16 protein-coding genes are annotated in these 16134 nt (G+C 72.1%); 8 read left to right on the forward strand and 8 right to left on the reverse strand.

What is annotated here, in order from left to right:
- Positions 1-25 precede the first annotated feature (25 nt).
- Positions 26-1087 carry a C45 family autoproteolytic acyltransferase/hydolase gene (locus ACZ7L4_RS06515; protein WP_472100207.1) on the reverse strand — a complete coding sequence of 354 codons (1062 nt, stop codon included), beginning with the start codon at positions 1085-1087 and terminating at the stop codon, positions 26-28.
- Between the two features lie 124 nt (positions 1088-1211).
- Between ACZ7L4_RS06515 and ACZ7L4_RS06520 the strand changes: the two genes are divergently transcribed.
- Both ACZ7L4_RS06520 and ACZ7L4_RS06525 read left to right on the forward strand, forming a co-directional pair.
- Positions 1212-2225, forward strand: a complete 1014-nt coding sequence (locus ACZ7L4_RS06520) for a LacI family DNA-binding transcriptional regulator (RefSeq protein ID WP_472100208.1) — start codon at positions 1212-1214, stop codon at positions 2223-2225.
- 125 nt (positions 2226-2350) lie between these two features.
- Positions 2351-2923, forward strand: a complete 573-nt coding sequence (locus ACZ7L4_RS06525; RefSeq protein ID WP_472100210.1) for a dihydrofolate reductase family protein — start codon at positions 2351-2353, stop codon at positions 2921-2923.
- A gap of 19 nt (positions 2924-2942) precedes the next feature.
- On the opposite strand, the gene ACZ7L4_RS06530 is transcribed toward ACZ7L4_RS06525, so the two are convergent.
- Positions 2943-3776 (reverse strand): oxidoreductase, encoded by an 834-nt coding sequence (locus ACZ7L4_RS06530; RefSeq protein ID WP_472100212.1) that lies wholly within the window; start codon positions 3774-3776, stop codon positions 2943-2945.
- Positions 3777-3878: 102 nt separating this feature from the next.
- Between ACZ7L4_RS06530 and ACZ7L4_RS06535 the strand changes: the two genes are divergently transcribed.
- Complete coding sequence (locus tag ACZ7L4_RS06535; protein ID WP_472100213.1) at positions 3879-4850, forward strand: LysR family transcriptional regulator; 972 nt, start codon at positions 3879-3881, stop codon at positions 4848-4850.
- Here the strand turns inward: ACZ7L4_RS06535 and ACZ7L4_RS06540 are convergent.
- Positions 4765-6258 carry a UbiD family decarboxylase gene (locus ACZ7L4_RS06540; RefSeq protein WP_472100215.1) on the reverse strand — a complete coding sequence of 498 codons (1494 nt, stop codon included), beginning with the start codon at positions 6256-6258 and terminating at the stop codon, positions 4765-4767. The two genes, ACZ7L4_RS06535 and ACZ7L4_RS06540, sit on opposite strands and share 86 nt — an antisense overlap.
- A 100-nt stretch (positions 6259-6358) precedes the next feature.
- On the opposite strand from ACZ7L4_RS06540, the gene ACZ7L4_RS06545 reads away from it, so the two are divergent.
- Positions 6359-6826: a MarR family winged helix-turn-helix transcriptional regulator gene (locus tag ACZ7L4_RS06545; protein ID WP_472100216.1), complete on the forward strand. Its 468-nt coding sequence runs from the start codon at positions 6359-6361 to the stop codon at positions 6824-6826.
- Positions 6827-6845: 19 nt separating this feature from the next.
- Here ACZ7L4_RS06545 and ACZ7L4_RS06550 read toward each other — a convergent pair whose 3' ends face one another.
- On the reverse strand, positions 6846-7964 hold the full coding sequence (locus ACZ7L4_RS06550; protein WP_472100217.1) for an LCP family protein: 1119 nt from the start codon (positions 7962-7964) through the stop codon (positions 6846-6848).
- A 213-nt stretch (positions 7965-8177) separates the two neighbouring features.
- On the opposite strand from ACZ7L4_RS06550, the gene ACZ7L4_RS06555 reads away from it, so the two are divergent.
- Positions 8178-8729, forward strand: a complete 552-nt coding sequence (locus ACZ7L4_RS06555) for a putative immunity protein (protein WP_472100219.1) — start codon at positions 8178-8180, stop codon at positions 8727-8729.
- A gap of 24 nt (positions 8730-8753) precedes the next feature.
- Here ACZ7L4_RS06555 and ACZ7L4_RS06560 read toward each other — a convergent pair whose 3' ends face one another.
- The gene (locus tag ACZ7L4_RS06560) at positions 8754-9227 is read right to left on the reverse strand and encodes an SRPBCC domain-containing protein (RefSeq protein WP_472100220.1); all 474 of its coding nucleotides are present in this window, start codon (positions 9225-9227) and stop codon (positions 8754-8756) included.
- 86 nt (positions 9228-9313) lie between these two features.
- Here ACZ7L4_RS06560 and ACZ7L4_RS06565 point away from each other — a divergent pair, with 86 nt between their 5' ends.
- The gene (locus ACZ7L4_RS06565; protein WP_472100221.1) at positions 9314-10903 is read left to right on the forward strand and encodes an isocitrate lyase/phosphoenolpyruvate mutase family protein; all 1590 of its coding nucleotides are present in this window, start codon (positions 9314-9316) and stop codon (positions 10901-10903) included.
- Between the two features lie 6 nt (positions 10904-10909).
- Here ACZ7L4_RS06565 and ACZ7L4_RS06570 read toward each other — a convergent pair whose 3' ends face one another.
- Complete coding sequence (locus ACZ7L4_RS06570) at positions 10910-11728, reverse strand: thioesterase family protein (RefSeq protein ID WP_472100222.1); 819 nt, start codon at positions 11726-11728, stop codon at positions 10910-10912.
- Positions 11729-11739: 11 nt separating this feature from the next.
- Entirely contained in the window at positions 11740-12411 is a 672-nt protein-coding gene (locus tag ACZ7L4_RS06575) for a TetR/AcrR family transcriptional regulator (protein WP_422411825.1), read from the reverse strand.
- Positions 12412-12619: 208 nt separating this feature from the next.
- Here ACZ7L4_RS06575 and ACZ7L4_RS06580 point away from each other — a divergent pair, with 208 nt between their 5' ends.
- Positions 12620-13792 carry an acyl-CoA dehydrogenase family protein gene (locus tag ACZ7L4_RS06580; protein ID WP_472100223.1) on the forward strand — a complete coding sequence of 391 codons (1173 nt, stop codon included), beginning with the start codon at positions 12620-12622 and terminating at the stop codon, positions 13790-13792.
- Positions 13789-15141 carry an MFS transporter gene (locus ACZ7L4_RS06585; RefSeq protein ID WP_472100225.1) on the forward strand — a complete coding sequence of 451 codons (1353 nt, stop codon included), beginning with the start codon at positions 13789-13791 and terminating at the stop codon, positions 15139-15141. Before ACZ7L4_RS06580 ends, ACZ7L4_RS06585 begins: the two co-directional genes overlap by 4 nt.
- 6 nt (positions 15142-15147) lie before the next feature.
- On the opposite strand, the gene ACZ7L4_RS06590 is transcribed toward ACZ7L4_RS06585, so the two are convergent.
- Positions 15148-16131 carry a hypothetical protein gene (locus tag ACZ7L4_RS06590; protein ID WP_472100227.1) on the reverse strand — a complete coding sequence of 328 codons (984 nt, stop codon included), beginning with the start codon at positions 16129-16131 and terminating at the stop codon, positions 15148-15150.
- Positions 16132-16134: the final 3 nt, after the last annotated feature.

The raw sequence follows: 16134 nt of genomic DNA on the forward strand, positions 1-16134 counted from the left end.
GAGGGCGGCGGGGGAGCGGGCGGTGTCAGAAGCGGCTGAAGCCCTGAGCGGCGGCGGTGGCCGGGGTGCCGACCGCGTAGTCGAGCGCGCCGCCCGCGACGTCGAGACCGACGGTGAAGAGGGTGCCCCACTGCTCGTGGAGGGGCTTCGCGGCGTCCGGCCGCATGCACACGACGGCGCCCGCGCCCTCGCTCCCGCACAGCGCCGAGGCCCGCTCGGCGGGCGTCAGGCCCGGCAGCGCGGCGCGGACCGCCCGCAGATGGGCGAACCGCTCGGCCGTCGACGAGTCACCGGGGCACACATCACCGTCCGCCAGTTCCGGGTCGAGGAAGTGGTTGGTGTGCAGCAGCCAGCCGTCCTCGCCCGGTCGCACCACGGCGAGGCCGCGCGGGGACAGTTCGAGGCTCGCGGCCCCCTCGGCGGTGACGACGGTGAGCGAGGTGGAGGCGGTCACCCGCGCCGAACGGGCGATCTCCACGGCCTGGTCGAGGGTGTCGGCCTCGTCGAGGATCCGGCGCGCGACCGCGTGCACGGGGACACCGCCGCCCTCGCCGTCGGCGCGGTGGAAGAGGATGTTGAAGTGCACGCCGAGGCCCGCGCCGTTCACCCCGATCTTGGCCGGGGCGCCGAACTCGGTGAACAGCTTCACCGTGCGGCCGGCCGCAGGCGTCAGCTCGTGCAACAGGGCGTCGGGGACGAGGAGTTCGTGCCAGTCCCACGTCTGCACGGTCTGCGGGGCCGTGCCCCCGGGCGCGTACACGGCCGTCGAGCACTCGCCCTCGCCGGCCGGCGGACACACCGCGAGGATCTCCGTGCGGGCACCGACGGCGGCGACCTGCCAGCGCTCGACGCCCGCCGCGTCGGCGCACGCGTCCGACTCCTCGGCGAGCCCCGGAGCCCACTGGCGCAGCGCCTCGTGGCTGCGCTCGGCGAGCTCGCGCACGCGCTCCGCGGGCAGGCCGAGCGCGGCGAAGTGGTCCAGGTACAGCGCGCTCACGCGGCGTGTCTCGTCGCCGAACCGGCCGCCGAGCAGCGCGCCGCGCTCGCGCGGGTCGACCGTGTCGGTGGTCAGGGTGTGCAGATCCACGGGTGTTCCTTCCGGGCCCACAGGGCCATGTGTCGGTGCGGCGCCGCTCACGGTAGGAAGGTAAAACGTTTTATACAATGCCTGGTCGGAACGATTGACCAGAGGGATACGGAGGGGCGGCGGAGTGGCGCGCACCCAGGGCATCACCATCAAGGACGTGGCGCGCAGGGCCGGTGTGTCCATCACCGCCGTCTCGCACGCCCTCAACGGCAAGGGCACGCTCAGCGCCGCCACCCGCGAGCACATCCGCGAGGTCGCCGACGAGATGGGCTACGCGGCGGACGCCCTCGCCCGCGGCATGCGCAGCTCCACGATGGGCGCGGTCGGCCTCGTGCTCCGCTCCCTCGACGCGCTCGGCGACTACAAGCCCGAGGGTGTCGACGTCTTCGAGAAGTTCGTCGGCGCCGCCGCCTCCCAGGCCCTGGCCCGCGGTCTGAGCCTGATGCTCGTACCCGACCTGACGCGGGCGCCGGTCCCACCGCTGACGTTCTCCATGGACGGCTACATCGTCACCAACCCGCACCGCGACGACCCGGTCATCGCCCTGCTCGACAGGCGCGGCATCCCCTACGTCACCTACGGCAGCGCGCCCGGACGCCCCGACTTCCCGTACTGGGCGTCGGAGGACGACGCGGCCTCGGCGCGCCTGGTCCTCGACCACCTGGCGGCCAGGGGCGCGCGCAGTATCGCCCTCGTCCGCGGCACCGACGCGAACGCCTGGAACGACGAGCACGAAGAGGCCTATGCGTCATGGTGTGCGGAGCGGAACACGCCCGCCCGCCTCTACGAACTCGCTGAGCGCGCGGGCGTCGAGGGCGGAGTCGAACTCGCCCGCCGGATCGCGGCAGACGGCCTGCCCGACGCCGTCTTCTGCCTGACGGGCCGGCACGCGGCGGGCGTCCAGGAGGGCCTCATCGCCCAGGGCGTCGAGGTCCCCGGCCGGGTGATGGTGGCCGCCGGTTCCGACTCCGAGCACTCCCGCAACGCGCGTCCCACCATCTCCGCGCTCGAACTGGACCCCGTCGGCAGCTCGGGCGCGCTTCTGGACATCCTTCAGGCCCTGATCGCGGGCGCGGAGCCGGTCGCCCCGCGCATCACACGGGCGCATTTGAGGGAGCGCGAGTCGACGCGGAGGTGACCGGCCGACCGATTCGTGTCAGCGACCCGCCGTATACCGATGAGTTCTGCCACATCCGCCGGTCCATGGGTGTTAGTTGGTGCAAGAGCCGACCGGTGACGAGTGAAGAACCAGGGAGATCCGACATGCGTACGCTGATCAGCACGGCCTTCGTGTCCCTCGACGGAGTCATGGAGGCGCCGGGCGGAGAGTCCGGGTACCGCAACTCCGGGTGGACGTTCAAGGGTGTCGACTTCGTGCCCGAGGCGTTCGAGATCAAGGGCCGGGAACAGACCGAGGCCACCGCGATGCTGCTCGGCCGGGTCAGCTACGAGGCGTTCAGCCCCGTGTGGCCGGGCATGGAGGAGTTCGCCGAGTACAAGCCGATGCCCAAGTACGTCGTGTCCACCACCCTCAAGTCCGGCGACCTGGTGTCCGACTGGGGCGAGACGACCATCCTGCGCTCGCTCGACGAGGTCGCCGCGCTGAAGGAGACCGAGGGCGGCCCGATCATCATGCACGGCAGCGCCACCCTCAATCAGAACCTGTCGGACGCGGGCCTCATCGACCGCTACCACCTGCTGGTCTTCCCGTTGCTGCTCGGGGCGGGCAAGCGACTGTTCAGCGCCACAGACAAGGACACCCAGCACCTGAAGCTCGTCGAGCACGAGGCGTACGCGAACGGGCTGCAGAAGAACGTCTTCGACGTCGTGCGCTGAGGTCCCGCGACGTAGGTCGTCAGGCGTCGAAGTCGGTGGACCGGGCGAGCTTCTCCCAGGTGGCCAACTCGGCGCGCGAACCGTCCAGTTGGGCGGTGATTCCGTCGACGGCGTCGTTGCCGAGCGGCAGGCGCAGCGGGGCCTCGTCGGCGTCCACGGCGGTCAGGATCGCGGCCGCGGCCTTCGCCGGATCGCCCGGCTCCCGGCCGCTGCCGCCCGGCAGCGCGGACAGGACGGGGCCCACGGTGTCCTGGTACGCGTCCAGCGTCGACACGGGCGTGAGATCGGCGGAACCGGCGAAGCCCGTGCGGAACGCGCCGGGTTCGACGATCAGCACCCGGATGCCGAGCGGCGCGACCTCGGCGGCCAGCGCCTCGGAGAGCCCCTCCAGGGCGAACTTGGTGGCGCAGTACGCGCCGACCCCGGCGAACGCGAACCGGCCGCCCATGCTGGTGAGTTGGACGATGGTTCCCGAGCCGCGACGGCGCATGTGCGGCAGTACGGCACGGGTGAGTGCGGCCGGCCCGAAGAAGTGCAGGTCCATCAGGTCCCGCAGCTCCGCGTCGGTGGCCTCCTCGACCGCCCCGACCATGCCGCGGCCCGCGTTGTTGACCAGCACGTCGATCCGGCCGTGCCGGGCGGCCACGCCGTCGACCGCGGCCTGCACGTCGTCGATCGCGGTGACATCGAGGGCCAGCGTCTCGACCTGGTCCGGGTGCGCGGCGACCAGATCGTCGAGCGGCGCGGTACGCCGGGCGGCGGCCACCACGACATCGCCCGCGGCCACCGCCGCCTCGGTGATCGCCCGGCCGAAACCGCTGCTCGCACCCGTGACCAGCCAAACCCTGTTCATGGTGTTCCCCTCCGCCCTGCGGGCCGCCGCTGTCGGCGGCCCGTTCGCGAACCACCTTGCTGGGCAATCCAGTTGCCCGTCCAAGATCTGCCGTGATAGCCGATGGTTATGGACGTTCATGGGCGGGACCTGAGGTACTTCACCGCGGTGGCCGAGGAGCTCCACTTCACGCGTGCGGCCGAGCGGCTGTACGTCTCGCAGCCCGCGCTGAGCAAGCAGATCAGGATGCTGGAGAAGCAGGTGGGGGCCGCGCTGTTCGAGCGCGACCGACGTGCCGTCCGGCTGACCGAGGTCGGTGCCGCGCTGCTGCCGCACGCCCGCCGGCTGGTCGCCGAGTGGGAGGCCGCCCGGGAGACGGTCGCCAAGGTGATGGCCGAGCGGGCGACGGCCCTCGTGGTGGGGATGAGCACGAGCCCGGGTCGTGGTGGAATGCTGCCCGCGATCCGCTCCCGGTTCACCGCCGAGCATCCCGGCACCCGGCTGAGGGTCCGGCAGGTGACCTGGGACGACTCGACCGCGGGTCTCGCCGACGGCACGAGCGACGTCGCGTTCGTCTGGCTGCCGCTGCCCGAGCAGGAGCGCTACCGGTGGGTGCCGGTCGCCGAGGAACCCCGCCTGGTCGCCATGGCCGAGACGCACCCGCTGGCCGCACGCGAGAGCGTCGACTTCGCCGACCTCCTCGACGAGCCGTTCCTCGCGCTGCCCGAAAGCGCCGGACCGCTGCGGGACTACTGGCTCGCCACCGAGGCCCGCGGCGGGAAACCCGCGGTCGTCGGCGCGGAGGTGGCCAGCACCGAGGAGACGTACGAGGCGCTCGCCGCGGAACTGGGTGTCGTGCTGCTCGCGGCGGGCAACGCGCCGCTGGTCACCCTCGGCGGCGTCGTCACCCGCCCCGTCCACGGCGTCTCGCCCAGCCGCTTCGTCCTGGCCCGGCGCGCCGACGACCGCCGCCCACTGGTGCACGCGTACGCGCGCGCCGCCGAGTCGCTCAGTTCCGGAAGCCGTACTCCGCCCACTTCTCGACGACACTCCGCCGCACATCCTCGGGGTACGAATTCCGGAACGACGCCGTGATCCCCGGTGCGGCACCCGCCAGTTGGGAGGGGAGCAGGCAACTGATGACGGCCTTGCCGCCGCGGCCCGCGCGGGCCTCCTCCGGGGTGAGGTACGGGACCATCGGAATGCCCGGTGCCTCCGGGTAGACGTACTCGCCGGTGCCGGGGTGGTAGCGCGTCGCCATCGCCCACACCAGCTGGTCGATGTCGGTGACGTCGATGTCGTCGGCGACCAGGATCACCTTCGGGACCAGCCAGCCGGTGTGCGAGCCGAACAGCACCTCGGCGACGGCGTCGGCCAGCCGGCGCTCGCTCATCGCCATTCCTGCCAGCCGCTCGATGTCGACCGCGACGGCGATCCAGCACGTCGCGGCCTCGTACGAGCACCAGGCCATGGAGACGGGAAGCCCGCTGGAGCGCAGCAGGTCCAGGCTGGTCGCCGAGATCATCGTGCCCCAGATGGTGTGGTTCTCCTCCGGCGGCAGACCCGCCACGCACACCGGCAGGATCGGGTCGTCGCGGTGGGTGACGGTCTCCACGTGGAAGACGGGCTGCTGCTTGCTCGCAGCGAACGAGTAGCCGTGGTACTCGCCCATCGGCCCCTCGGGGGCGGTCTCGTCCGGGCTGATCCAACCTTCGAGCACGATCTCGGAGTTGGCGGGCACGTGCAGGTCGTGCAGCTCGGTGCGGACGACGTCGACGGGGCTGCCGGCGAGGGCGCCCACGTATCCGTCCTCGTTCACCTCGGCGGGCAGCGGCATGCCCGCGGCCGCGAGCGCGGCGGGCGGCGCCCCGAGGACCATGGCCCAGGGGGTGGGCTCGCCCCGCTCGCGCCACATCTGGTGGATCATTCCGAGGTGCTGCTGCGGCATCGCGGGGCCGACGAGTGTGCGCGGACCGTGCAGCATGGTGCGGCTGACGGACCAACTGGTCCACCTCCCGTCCGGTGTGCGCACGACATGGAAGCCGTACGTCCCGAAGTACCGCCCGCCGTCCTCGGCGTGCAGGAGCGGGACGGGGAAGCGGGTGAGGTCGACGTCCTCGCCCGTCAGCAGGTTCTCCTTGCAGGGGCCGTCGGCCACGACGCGCGGGGCGAGGGGATCGGCGTGCATCGCGGAGATGAGCCGCTCCAGCAGTTCGCGCGGCGTCGTCTCGCGGGGCAGTCCGAAGTGCGCGGCGAGCCGGCCGTACGCACCGTCCGCACGGCCGGTGAGACCGGCCGGAGCGCCGAGGACGCGGTGCCCGGGCGCACCCTCGGTGAGGTTGCTGAACAAGGGGGCGGGGCCGCGCGTCTCGTACACGCGCCGCGTGATGGCGCCGACCTCAAGGGTGGGGCTGACCGGTTGACGGATGTCGACCGCGTCGCCCGTCTCGATCAACTCCTCCACGAAGTCACGGAAGTTGAGCGCGCTGCCGCGTTGCGTCATGACAGACCCCTTGCTTCATCACACACAGTTATTACGTACACGTCCTACCTTCCTCACGGTAAAGTACGTGTACGTCCTAATCAAGGGAGGGTCCCCACCGATGCCCCGTCCGTCGTCCCGCGAGAGCGCGCACGCCGAGGCCCTCGAAGCAGCACTCGACGGGCTCGGGCCGCTCGCCCGCCAGCTCAACCAGCTGCACACGCGGCTCTGGTACGAGCAGGTCCACCAGGACCTCACCGGACCGCAGTTCACCGTCCTGAGCCTGCTCGACCTGCACGGCGACATGGATCAGGGCACGCTCGGCACCCTGGCCCACCTCGACAAGTCGACGGCCGCCCCGCTCCTGGAGCGACTGCGCGGCAGGGGCCTGCTGGAGCTCGAGAAGGACGAACGCGACCGCCGCCGCAAACTCGTCCGCATCACGGAGAGCGGCCGTCGCCTGGTGACGCGCCTGGCGCCCGGCGTCACGGACGTGAGCGACCAGCTGCTCGACGTGCTCACGGCGGAGGAGCGGGAGGAGTTCCTGCGGATGCTGCGACGGGTGACGACGCGTCAGCTGCGGCCTTGAGGTGTGACACCGGCACGCGTCACTTGGACGCGGAGGAGTTCGCCGTCGAGGAGTTCGCCGGGTTCTCCCGCTGACCGTGCACGACCGAGGATGGGATGGGTCGGTCGTTCTTGAGCGCGTCCCAGACCTGGCCCGTGTCCGGCTCCTTGGGGGCGACACGGTTGGGGTCGCTGGGGGCGGTCTCGGTGGGCAGGGTCACCTGGGTGACGTCGTCGGCCCCGATACCGGTCAGGCTCTTGCCGAGGCCCAGGAGGGAGCTCACGGAGTCCAGACCGGTGTCCGTGGTCAGGGACTTCGTCAGATCGGACGCGAGGTCGTAGGCCTTCTTCGGGTGCGCGACCAGGTCGAGGCCCTTCACCTGGTCGATCACGGCGGTCGCCATCTGCTGTTCCAGGGTGATGCGGTCCAGGTCCGAGCCGTCGCCGACCCCGTGCCGGGTGCGCACGAAGGCGAGGGCCTCGTCGCCGTCGAGGTGATGGGTGCCGGCCGGCTCGTCGAAGCCGCTGTCCGGGTCGTCGATGTCCTCGGTCGTGGTGACGGTGACACCGCCGATGTCGTCGATGAACTGCACGAACCCGGAGAAGTCGAGCTCCACATAGTGGTTCAGCTCGAGACCCGACATGTGCTCCACGGTCTTCACCGTGCACTCCGGGCCGCCCTCGCTGTACGCCGAGTTGAACATGGCGTCCTGCCGCGCGGGCACCGCGTCCCCGTCGCCGTCGGTGCACGCGGGGATGTCGACGAGGGTGTCGCGCGGGATCCACACGGTCTCGGCCTCGGTGTGGTCCTCGTTGATGTGCACGACGGCCGTGGTGTCCGAGCGTGAGGTGCCACCGGTGTCACCACCGGCGTGGTCGCCGTTGTCGCCGGAGCGGGAGTCCGAACCGATGACGAGGATGTTCATCTCGCCGGAGTCGTCGGCGTCGGTCAGCACCTGGGACAGGTCGATGCCGGACACGTTGTGGTCCAGGCGCCAGTACGCGCAGCCGGCCGCGCCGAGGCAGACGACCAGGAGGAGCGCGACGGCCCAGAGGGCCCGGCGGCCGATGCGCTGCTTACGGGTGCGTTCGGCCCTGCGGCGAGGCTTGTCCGGGTTCCGTCCGGGCAGTGGGAGCCGTCGTCCTTCGCGCGTGGCCATCGGTGAGGAACCTTTCCGTGGAGGGGCCGGCCCGGACCGGTGGCGGTGCGTGCGGCGGGCTGCTGGGGGAGGCGGGTGCGCGCTGCGGTGCACACGGGCATTCCTCTCCCGACCTCATACCGTCGCCCAGGCGGCCGGGCCGCCGACAGGGGCGAAGGGCCCGACCCCGCCGGGGCTTGGGGCCCCATCGCGGCGCGGTGAGAGGATCGGGCCATGGCGACGACGACCGTGACCGGGGACTTCGACCTGACCATGGACGAGCTGCGCGCGGTCGCACGGTTCGCTGTGGAGAGCGCCGAGCAGGTGCTCCCCGTGTTCGAGGCGGCGGCGCCGGACGACCCGCGGCCCCGCGCGGCCGTCGACGCCGCGTGGGAGTTCGTGAACGGCGCGAACCGGTCCCGGTCGCAGCGGGTGACCGCGCTCGACGCGCACCGGGCCGCCGCGGAGGCGGAGACCGAAGCCGTGCGCCTCGCCGCGCGTGCCGCCGGTGACGCCGCCTCCGCCGCGTATCTGCACCCGATCGCGAAGGCCACGCAGGTCGGCCACATCCTGCGGGCCACCGCCTGCGCGGCCCGCGTGGCCGAGCTGGCCGAGGGCGGTGACCCGGACGTGGGGGAGCGGGCCATTGAGCAGGCCGGGCGGCGCGCCACCCCGGTCGTCATCGACGTGCTGAGCCGGTACCCCGAGGCGCCGCGAGGAAAGGCGCGCGTGGCACACCTGATGAGCACCCTCGACGCGGCCTTGCGCGGTACGCACCAGGTGTAGTGGGGGACCGGCCGGTGGCCGGACTCAGCCGCCGAACCGGGGGTCCGTCTCCACGAGCCGGGCGAGGTTCTCCAGCGCCATCCGCGTGCCCGTCTCGTTCTGGTCGGCGGGCACGACGTCGGGGATCCCCTCGTGCAGCATCCGCACCTCGGTCCCACCGTCCGCGTCAGTGAGCGTGGTGGTCATCGTCATCGTCGTGCGCAGCGCGGGGTCGGCGGACTCGAAGGCGAGCACCTCGACCACCTGCTCGTCGGGCACGAGCCGCGCGAAATGGCCGTGGTACGTGTCGGTGTGCGAGGCCGACTTGCCGGTCTCGGTCGGCGCGTCGTAGGTGAGCGAGACGCGGAACCTGCCGCCCTCGCGGGCGTCGAACTCGTGCACCTGGCTGGTCATGCCGACGGGCACCCGCCAGTGCGCGACGGCGTCCGCGTCGATGAGCGCCCGGTAGACGGCGGCACGGGGCGCGTTCACGTGCCGGGAGAGCTCGGTCGAGTACATCGGCCGAGCGTAGCGTCCGCGGCATTGCCCGGCCTGCGAGGACGTTTCGGCGGGTCCCGAAGCGTTCCGCGCCTAGCGTCGGTGGCATGAACCGAACCGTGCATGAGATCGCCCGCTACGAGGACGTGCGTGCGGCGCTGGCCGACCCGGACCTGGTACCGGAGCCGCCCGCGGCCCCCGAGGGGAAGGAGGGCGCGTCCATGGCCTGGCTGCGGGCCTCGGTGCCCCGGTTCGACTCGGGGGCGCGGCACGCGCGGCGCCGCGCGCTCGTGGAGACCGAACTGGCCCGCCTCGACGTGGCGCGGCTGCGGGCGGCGGCCGCCCGGTGGCCCGAGTCCGAGGCCGCGGCCCCGCACGTGGTGAGAACCCTCGCCGAGGCCCTGGGCTACCGCGAGCCCGACGCCGTGGCGAAGGCGGTCGGAGCGGTGGCGCCCGTCTACTTCGGCGGCGAGGACCCGGAGGCCGACGCGGCGGTGGCGCAGTTGGTGGAGCTGTTGACCCCGCCGGCGCATGAGCAGGAGGAGAGCCGAGGTCGCCCGCACCTCGAATGTGCCCCGGACACCGCAGAGTTCGCTGCCGCCCGCATCTGTCTCCTCGTCCAGGCGCGTGACGCGACCGCCGCCCTGGTGCGGCACGCCGACGCCGCCCCCGCCGACGCCCGTCCCGTCGAGCGGCTGCTCCGCGACACGCTGCGCGACGACCCGCCCGTCCGCGTCCTGCGCCGCGTCGCCGCCCGCGACACCCGCGTCGCCGGTCGGGACATCGCCGCCGGGGACCTCGTCCTCCTCGACGCCACGGCCGCCGCCCCCACGGACACCGACGAGCCGCTCGCCTTCGGGGCGCCGCCGCGCGTCTGTCCCGGCCGGGACCACGCCATGGCGCTGGCCGCGGGCGCCCTCGCGCACCGCCGCCCCACCCGCTTCGCCGACCTGCACCGGGGAGCCACCCCGCTGCTGCTGCCGAACGCCTGGGACCGCGCCTCCGCCGCCGCGCTCGCGGGCGAGGGCTTCGAGGCCGTCGGAACCACCAGCCTCGGCGTGGCCGCCGCGGCCGGGCTCCCGGACGGCGCGGGTGCCACCGCCGACGCGACCCTCGCCCTGGCCCGCGCCCTCGGACGCACCTCGCTCCTGTTCACCGTCGACATGGAGGGCGGGTTCAGCGACGATCCGGAGGAAGTCGCCGGCCTCGCACGCCAGTTGAGTGCCGCGGGCGCCGTCGGGATCAACCTGGAGGACGGGCGCGCGGACGGCACCCTCAGCCCGGTCGACCGGCATGCCGCGAAGATCGCGGCGGTCAAGGCGGCCGTCCCGGATCTGTTCGTCAACGCCCGCACCGACACGTACTGGCTGGGCGGGCACACCGGCGACGAGGAGACGGTGCGGCGCCTCACCGCGTACCAACAGGCAGGCGCCGACGGCCTGTTCGTGCCCGGCCTCGCCGAGCCCGACCGGATCCGCGCCCTCGCCTCCCGCTTCGAGCTGCCCCTCAACATCCTCTACTCGCCGACCGGGCCGACCCTCGACGAACTCGCCGCGCTCGGCGTCCGCCGCGTCAGCCTCGGCTCGCTGCTCTACCGGCGGGCGCTCGGCGAGGCCGTGGCCACCGCGCGGGCCGTTCGCGACGGACGGCGGCCCACCGGCGACACACTCTCGTACGCGCAAGTGCAGGGACTGTAGCGGCGGTCAGTGCTCCGGCGCGGGGTTCGCGAGCGCCGTCGTCGTGCAGTAGCCGATCGGGCCCGCCGCGTCGTACAGCGTGCAGTGCCCGACGGCGATGCCGTCCTCGGCCGTGTGCCCCGTGGCCTCCAGGCCGATCTCGTCGCTGAGCGGGAGCCGGCTCAGGGACAGGGTGTAGTCGGCGTTGATGTAGCGCAGACCGGCGTCGCCCGCGTGCGCGAGGGGGCTCGCCGTGTCGGCGGCCAGCGCGGCGCGGACCAGCGGCGACAGGGCCTCCCCGCCCACCAGCGGCCGGGCATCGCGCATCCAGGAGCGCCGCCGCTGATCGCCGCTCCACTCCCGTACGGGCCGCAGCTCCTCGTCGAACCGCAGGAACTGGGTGCGCCCGTGCGGCGCCAGCAGCTCCTGGGCCGGCGGCGCGTCCCACTGGCCGGTCGCGGGAATGTGCCCGGGCGGCGGTGCGGCGGTGCGCAGCAGGACGGCACTGGCCCGCGCCAGCGGCCTGCCGTCGGCGCCGTGCGCGATGGCGTCGGCGACGCGGATCCGCCGCCCGTCGCGGACCCGCTGCGTCGTGACACCGACCGGGGCGAACGGCGCGGTGCGGAACAGATCGACGGTGAGCCGCGCGAAGTGCAGCCCCTCCTCGGCGTGTTCGCGCTCGAGGGAGCGCGCGAGGAGTCCGCCCAGGAGCCGGCCGTGCACCGTGCCGGGCGCCCACCAGCCGCGCGCGTGCGACTCGGGCACGAAGGTCTCCGCGGAGCCCGCGGCATCGGCCGTGTCCTCGTTCCGCGTGAAGTAGGGCGCCTCGTCCTCGGTCTGTGCCACGTGTGTTCCTTTCAGTGCGTCGTACGTCGGTGCATACGGGGGTCGGCGATCCGGAGCGGATCGATGTGCAGCGGGTCCAGCCTGCGGATGAGGGCGAGCGTGGCGTGACAGATCGCGTCCGCGTCCCGCTTGCGCGCACACGTGCCGATCTCCCGGCCCGCCTCCCCGATGACGGACGTGAGGACGCCGACCACGAGCCGGTCCACCGGTTCGCTGCCCGCTTCGAGCAGCACCGAGTTCTGCCGGATCCACTCACGGCCCCGCGCCCGGCGCATCAACTCGAAGCCTGGCGGCCCGTCGCCGTCCATCCACAGCTCGATCAGGTCGCGCCGCCGCCAGCAGCCCTCCAGGAAGCTGCGGGTGCCGACGAGGAACAGCTCCAGCGGATCGCTCTCGCCCGCCGCCCGCGCCGCGGCCACCGCCTCGGCCGCCTCGCGCTCGCGCGAGTCCTCGTAGTCCTCCCACAGCGCCACGAACAGCTCCGTCTTGCCACCGAAGTGGTGGTAGAGACTGCCGACGCTGGAGCCGGCCCTGCGCACCACCGCGACGATCGCCGTATCGGTGAACCCCTGCTCGCAGAAGACCTCGCGGGCGGCGTCGAGGAGGTTCCGGCGGGTCTGCTCCGTGCGGCTCCACTGCCAGGCGTTGTCCTTGGCCGCGATCCGCTCCGCCTTGCGTGTCATCCGGTCGTCACCCCCTGCGCACCCGTTGTCGATCCCGCTCCCGTACCGAACCGAATTTTAGAATCAGCCAATTCTCCGCGCCAGAAGCCCGGTTGAACTCGTTCCGACCTCTTGACCGACCGGCGGGCCACGGGCAACTTGAACACATTCCTAGATTCCCGTTCCAGGATTCCCGGGCTTCCCGTTCACGGATTGAGGGGGCACTTCCATGGTCGACTTCTCGCTGTCCACCGAGGAACGTCAGATCAGGGACACCGTCCGCGCGTTCATCACCAAGGAGGTGATGCCGCTGGAGCAGGACGTGTTGCGCAACGAACGGGCCGGTCAGCGGGGTGTCGAACCCGAAGTCGTCGCCGAGCTCCGCGCCAAGGCCCGCAGGTCGGGCTTCTGGGGTGTGAACACCCCGGAGGAGTACGGCGGGATGAACCTCGGCGCCGTCATGTCCGCGATCATCGCGATGGAGATGGGCCGCACCTTTGTCCCGTTCAGCTTCGGCGGCAGCGCCGACAACATCCTCTACGCCTGCGACGAGGAGCAGAAGCGGCAGTACCTGCTGCCCACCATCGAGGGTGAGCGCCGCTCCTGCTTTGCCATCACCGAACCCGGCGCGGGCTCCGACGCCCGCAACATCCGCAGCCGCGCCGTCCGCGACGGCGACGACTGGCTGATCACCGGCGAGAAGACCTTCATCACCGGTGGCAACGAGGCCGACTTCGTGATGGTGTTCGCGGTCACCGACCCGGACAAGGGCGCCGACGGCGGGGTCACCTGCTTCCTCGTCGACCGTGACATGGGCTGGAAGTCCGAACCGATCGAGACCATGGGCGAGTGGGGCCCGGCCGCGCTCGTCTTCGACGAGGTGCGCGTCCCCGGCCGCAACGTCCTCGGCGAGGTCGGTAGGGGTTTCCAGCTCGCCATGCAGTGGATCGGCCAGGGCCGCTACCTCATCCCCGCCCGGGCCATCGGCTCCGCCGAGCGCATGCTCCAGATGGGCGTCGACTACGCCCGCCAGCGGCACTCGATGGGCCGGCCCATCGCCGACTACCAGGCCATTCAGTGGCACATCGCCGACTCCCAGGTCGAGATCGAGTCCGCGAAGTGGCTCACCCTGTACGCGGCCTGGCGCGCCCAGCAGGGCATGGACGCCCGGCACGCCTCCTCCATCGCCAAGCTCAACGGCGCGGTGATGGCCAACCAGGTCGTCGACCGCGTCCTGCAGATCCACGGCGGCATGGGCTACACCAAGGAACTGCCCATCGAGCGCTGGTACCGCGAGCTGCGCCTGCTGCGCATCTTCGAGGGCACCGACGAGATCCAGAAGCGCACCATCGCCCGCAACCTCATCAAGGGGCACGTACGACTCGGCGGGATCGGCGAGTGACCGGGCGGCGCCCGCGCATCCGGCTCTTCCAGGTGCGCGAGCTCGACGAGTACCCGGACTCCCGACAGCGGATGCGCATCCTGTCGATGGCGGTCCTCGCCGTCCTCATCGCCTCCTACGAGGGCCAGATCGCACCCGTGGTGCCCCTGCTCCTCGACGACCTGGACATCTCGCTGACCACCTACGGCGGTGTCTCCGCCCTCGCGCTCGTCGCCGGTGCCATCGCGTCGATGGTCGGCGGGCGGCTCACCGACACCGTGGGCCGGGTGCGGCTCATCGTGCCGCTGTTGATGCTCACCGCGGGCTGCTGCTTCCTGATGACGACGGTCCACTCGGCCGGACAGCTCCTCGCCGTCCGCGCCGTGTTGTCGGTCGTCGACGGCATGGCCATGGCGGGCACCGCGCCGCTCGTGCGGGACTTCTCGCCGCGGATGGGCCGCGCCCAGGCCTTCGGCTTCTGGACCTGGGGCCCGGTCGGGGCGAGCTTCCTGGCCGCGGCGGTCGCCAGCACCACGCTGCCGCTGTTCGACGACTCGTGGCGCTCCCAGTTCGTCATCATGGGCTCGGTGTCCCTCGTGCTGTCGGTGGTGATCGCCTTCAACATCGCGGACCTCTCGCCCGAACTGCGCGCCCGTATCGTGCAGTCCGAGCGCGAGACCCTCGGGCGGGCGGACCACACCAAGCCCGCCCGCGCCCGGGACCTGTTCGCGCACCGGAACATCTGGGCCCATGTCGTCGGCATCGCGTGCTGGCTGGTGCTGTACGTGACCCTTGTCGTGTACGGGCAGACCATGCTCGCCGAGAGCTTCCACCTCGACGCCGCGACCGCCTCGAAGATCATGGCGGCGTTCTGGACGCTGAACATCCTCACGCTCGTCGTCTCCGGACGGCTCTCCGACCGGCTGCAACTGCGCAAGCCGTTCTGCGTGGGAGGCACGGTGGTGAGCGTGCTCCTCACCGCGTACCTGGCGGGCCTCGTCGGCCGCGAGGACGTCTCGCACCTGCACATCGCCGTCACCGGGGCGCTCCTCGGCGGGGTGATGGGCTGCGCCTACGGGCCGTGGATGGCGAACTTCTCGGAGAACGCCGAGGACGTCGACCCGCGCCTGCAGGGCACCGCCTGGGGTGTGTTCACCTTCCTCACCAAGGCGATGGGAGTGGTGGTGCTCCTCGTCGTGCCCCGCGTCGTCGAATCCGACGGCTGGCGCGCCTGGCTGGTCGTCTGCGCGTGCTGCATGGCCGTGTTCGTCCCGGCGTCGCTGCTCTTCCGCGGCCCGTGGCGCCGGGCGAAGGCGGCACCGGCGGCGTCCCCGCGGGACACCCCGGCCGCCGCCCCCGCGAGCGACTGACCCGGGTCAGCCGCGGGCCACCGCGATCGCCCCGGCGAGCCGCTCCCCGGCCTCGTACACCATGTACGGCACCCCGCTCCGGGTGCCGAACGAGGGGGCGGCCGCCCGGCCGTTCTCCGGGGCGGCGGCCCCCGAGTCGTAGAAGACGCCGAGGTGCTTGCGGAGCGAGAAGTCGGCGCCGACCTCCGTGATCATGAGGTCGCCGCCGCTCTCCTTGTCCTTGTTGTAGACGACGAAGGCGGAGCCGCCGCGCGTGAGCAGGTGCGGGCCGCCCACATTGACCGCATCGACGTCCGAGTGCCGCACGAGCGGTGTCTGGTCGAACGTCCAGCCTCGGCCGTCGGCCGACCAACCCCAGCAGATGTCACGGTGGTTGGTCGTGTTGTTCAGCATGAACAGCATCACGTAGTGGGCGCCGCGCGCCGGAAGCTCATGTGCGAAGACCCGGGCGTACGAGGTCTCGGTCGTGCCCGTCGGCATCATCGACGTCGACAGGACCACCTTGTCGTACGTGAAGTGGATGCCGTCCTTCGAGCGGGCGAGCCGCGTCGTGGTGTTCTCGCCGTGGAAGTAGAGCCAGAACTCCCGGTGCTGGGGCATCCAGATCACGTGCGGCGAGGAGACATGGCTGACCGAGTAGTGCGGCGACCAGTCGTTCGACACGATCGGGTTGTCCGGGTACTCGGTGAACGGGCCCTCCAGCGAGTCCCCGTACGCGAGGCAGATCCCGCCGGGCGCGTCGTGCGGGGCGTAGTAGAGGTAGTAACGGCCGAGCGGCGAAGCCAACTTGTCGTACACGCCGCGCACGGTCGGGAAGATGATCTCGCCCGTCGGGTTGTACTTCAGATCGGCGGGGGAGAGCAGCGTGCGCACGTACGTGTAGTCGGGGAAGCCGCCCGGCGCGGCCGCGGCAGGAAGGGCCGGGAGCCCGCCGAGGGCCACGGCGGGGCCCGTGACGGCAGCGGCGCGCAGGAACGTACGACGGTGCATGGT

Source organism: Streptomyces sp. NPDC107575 (genome assembly GCF_055657265.1).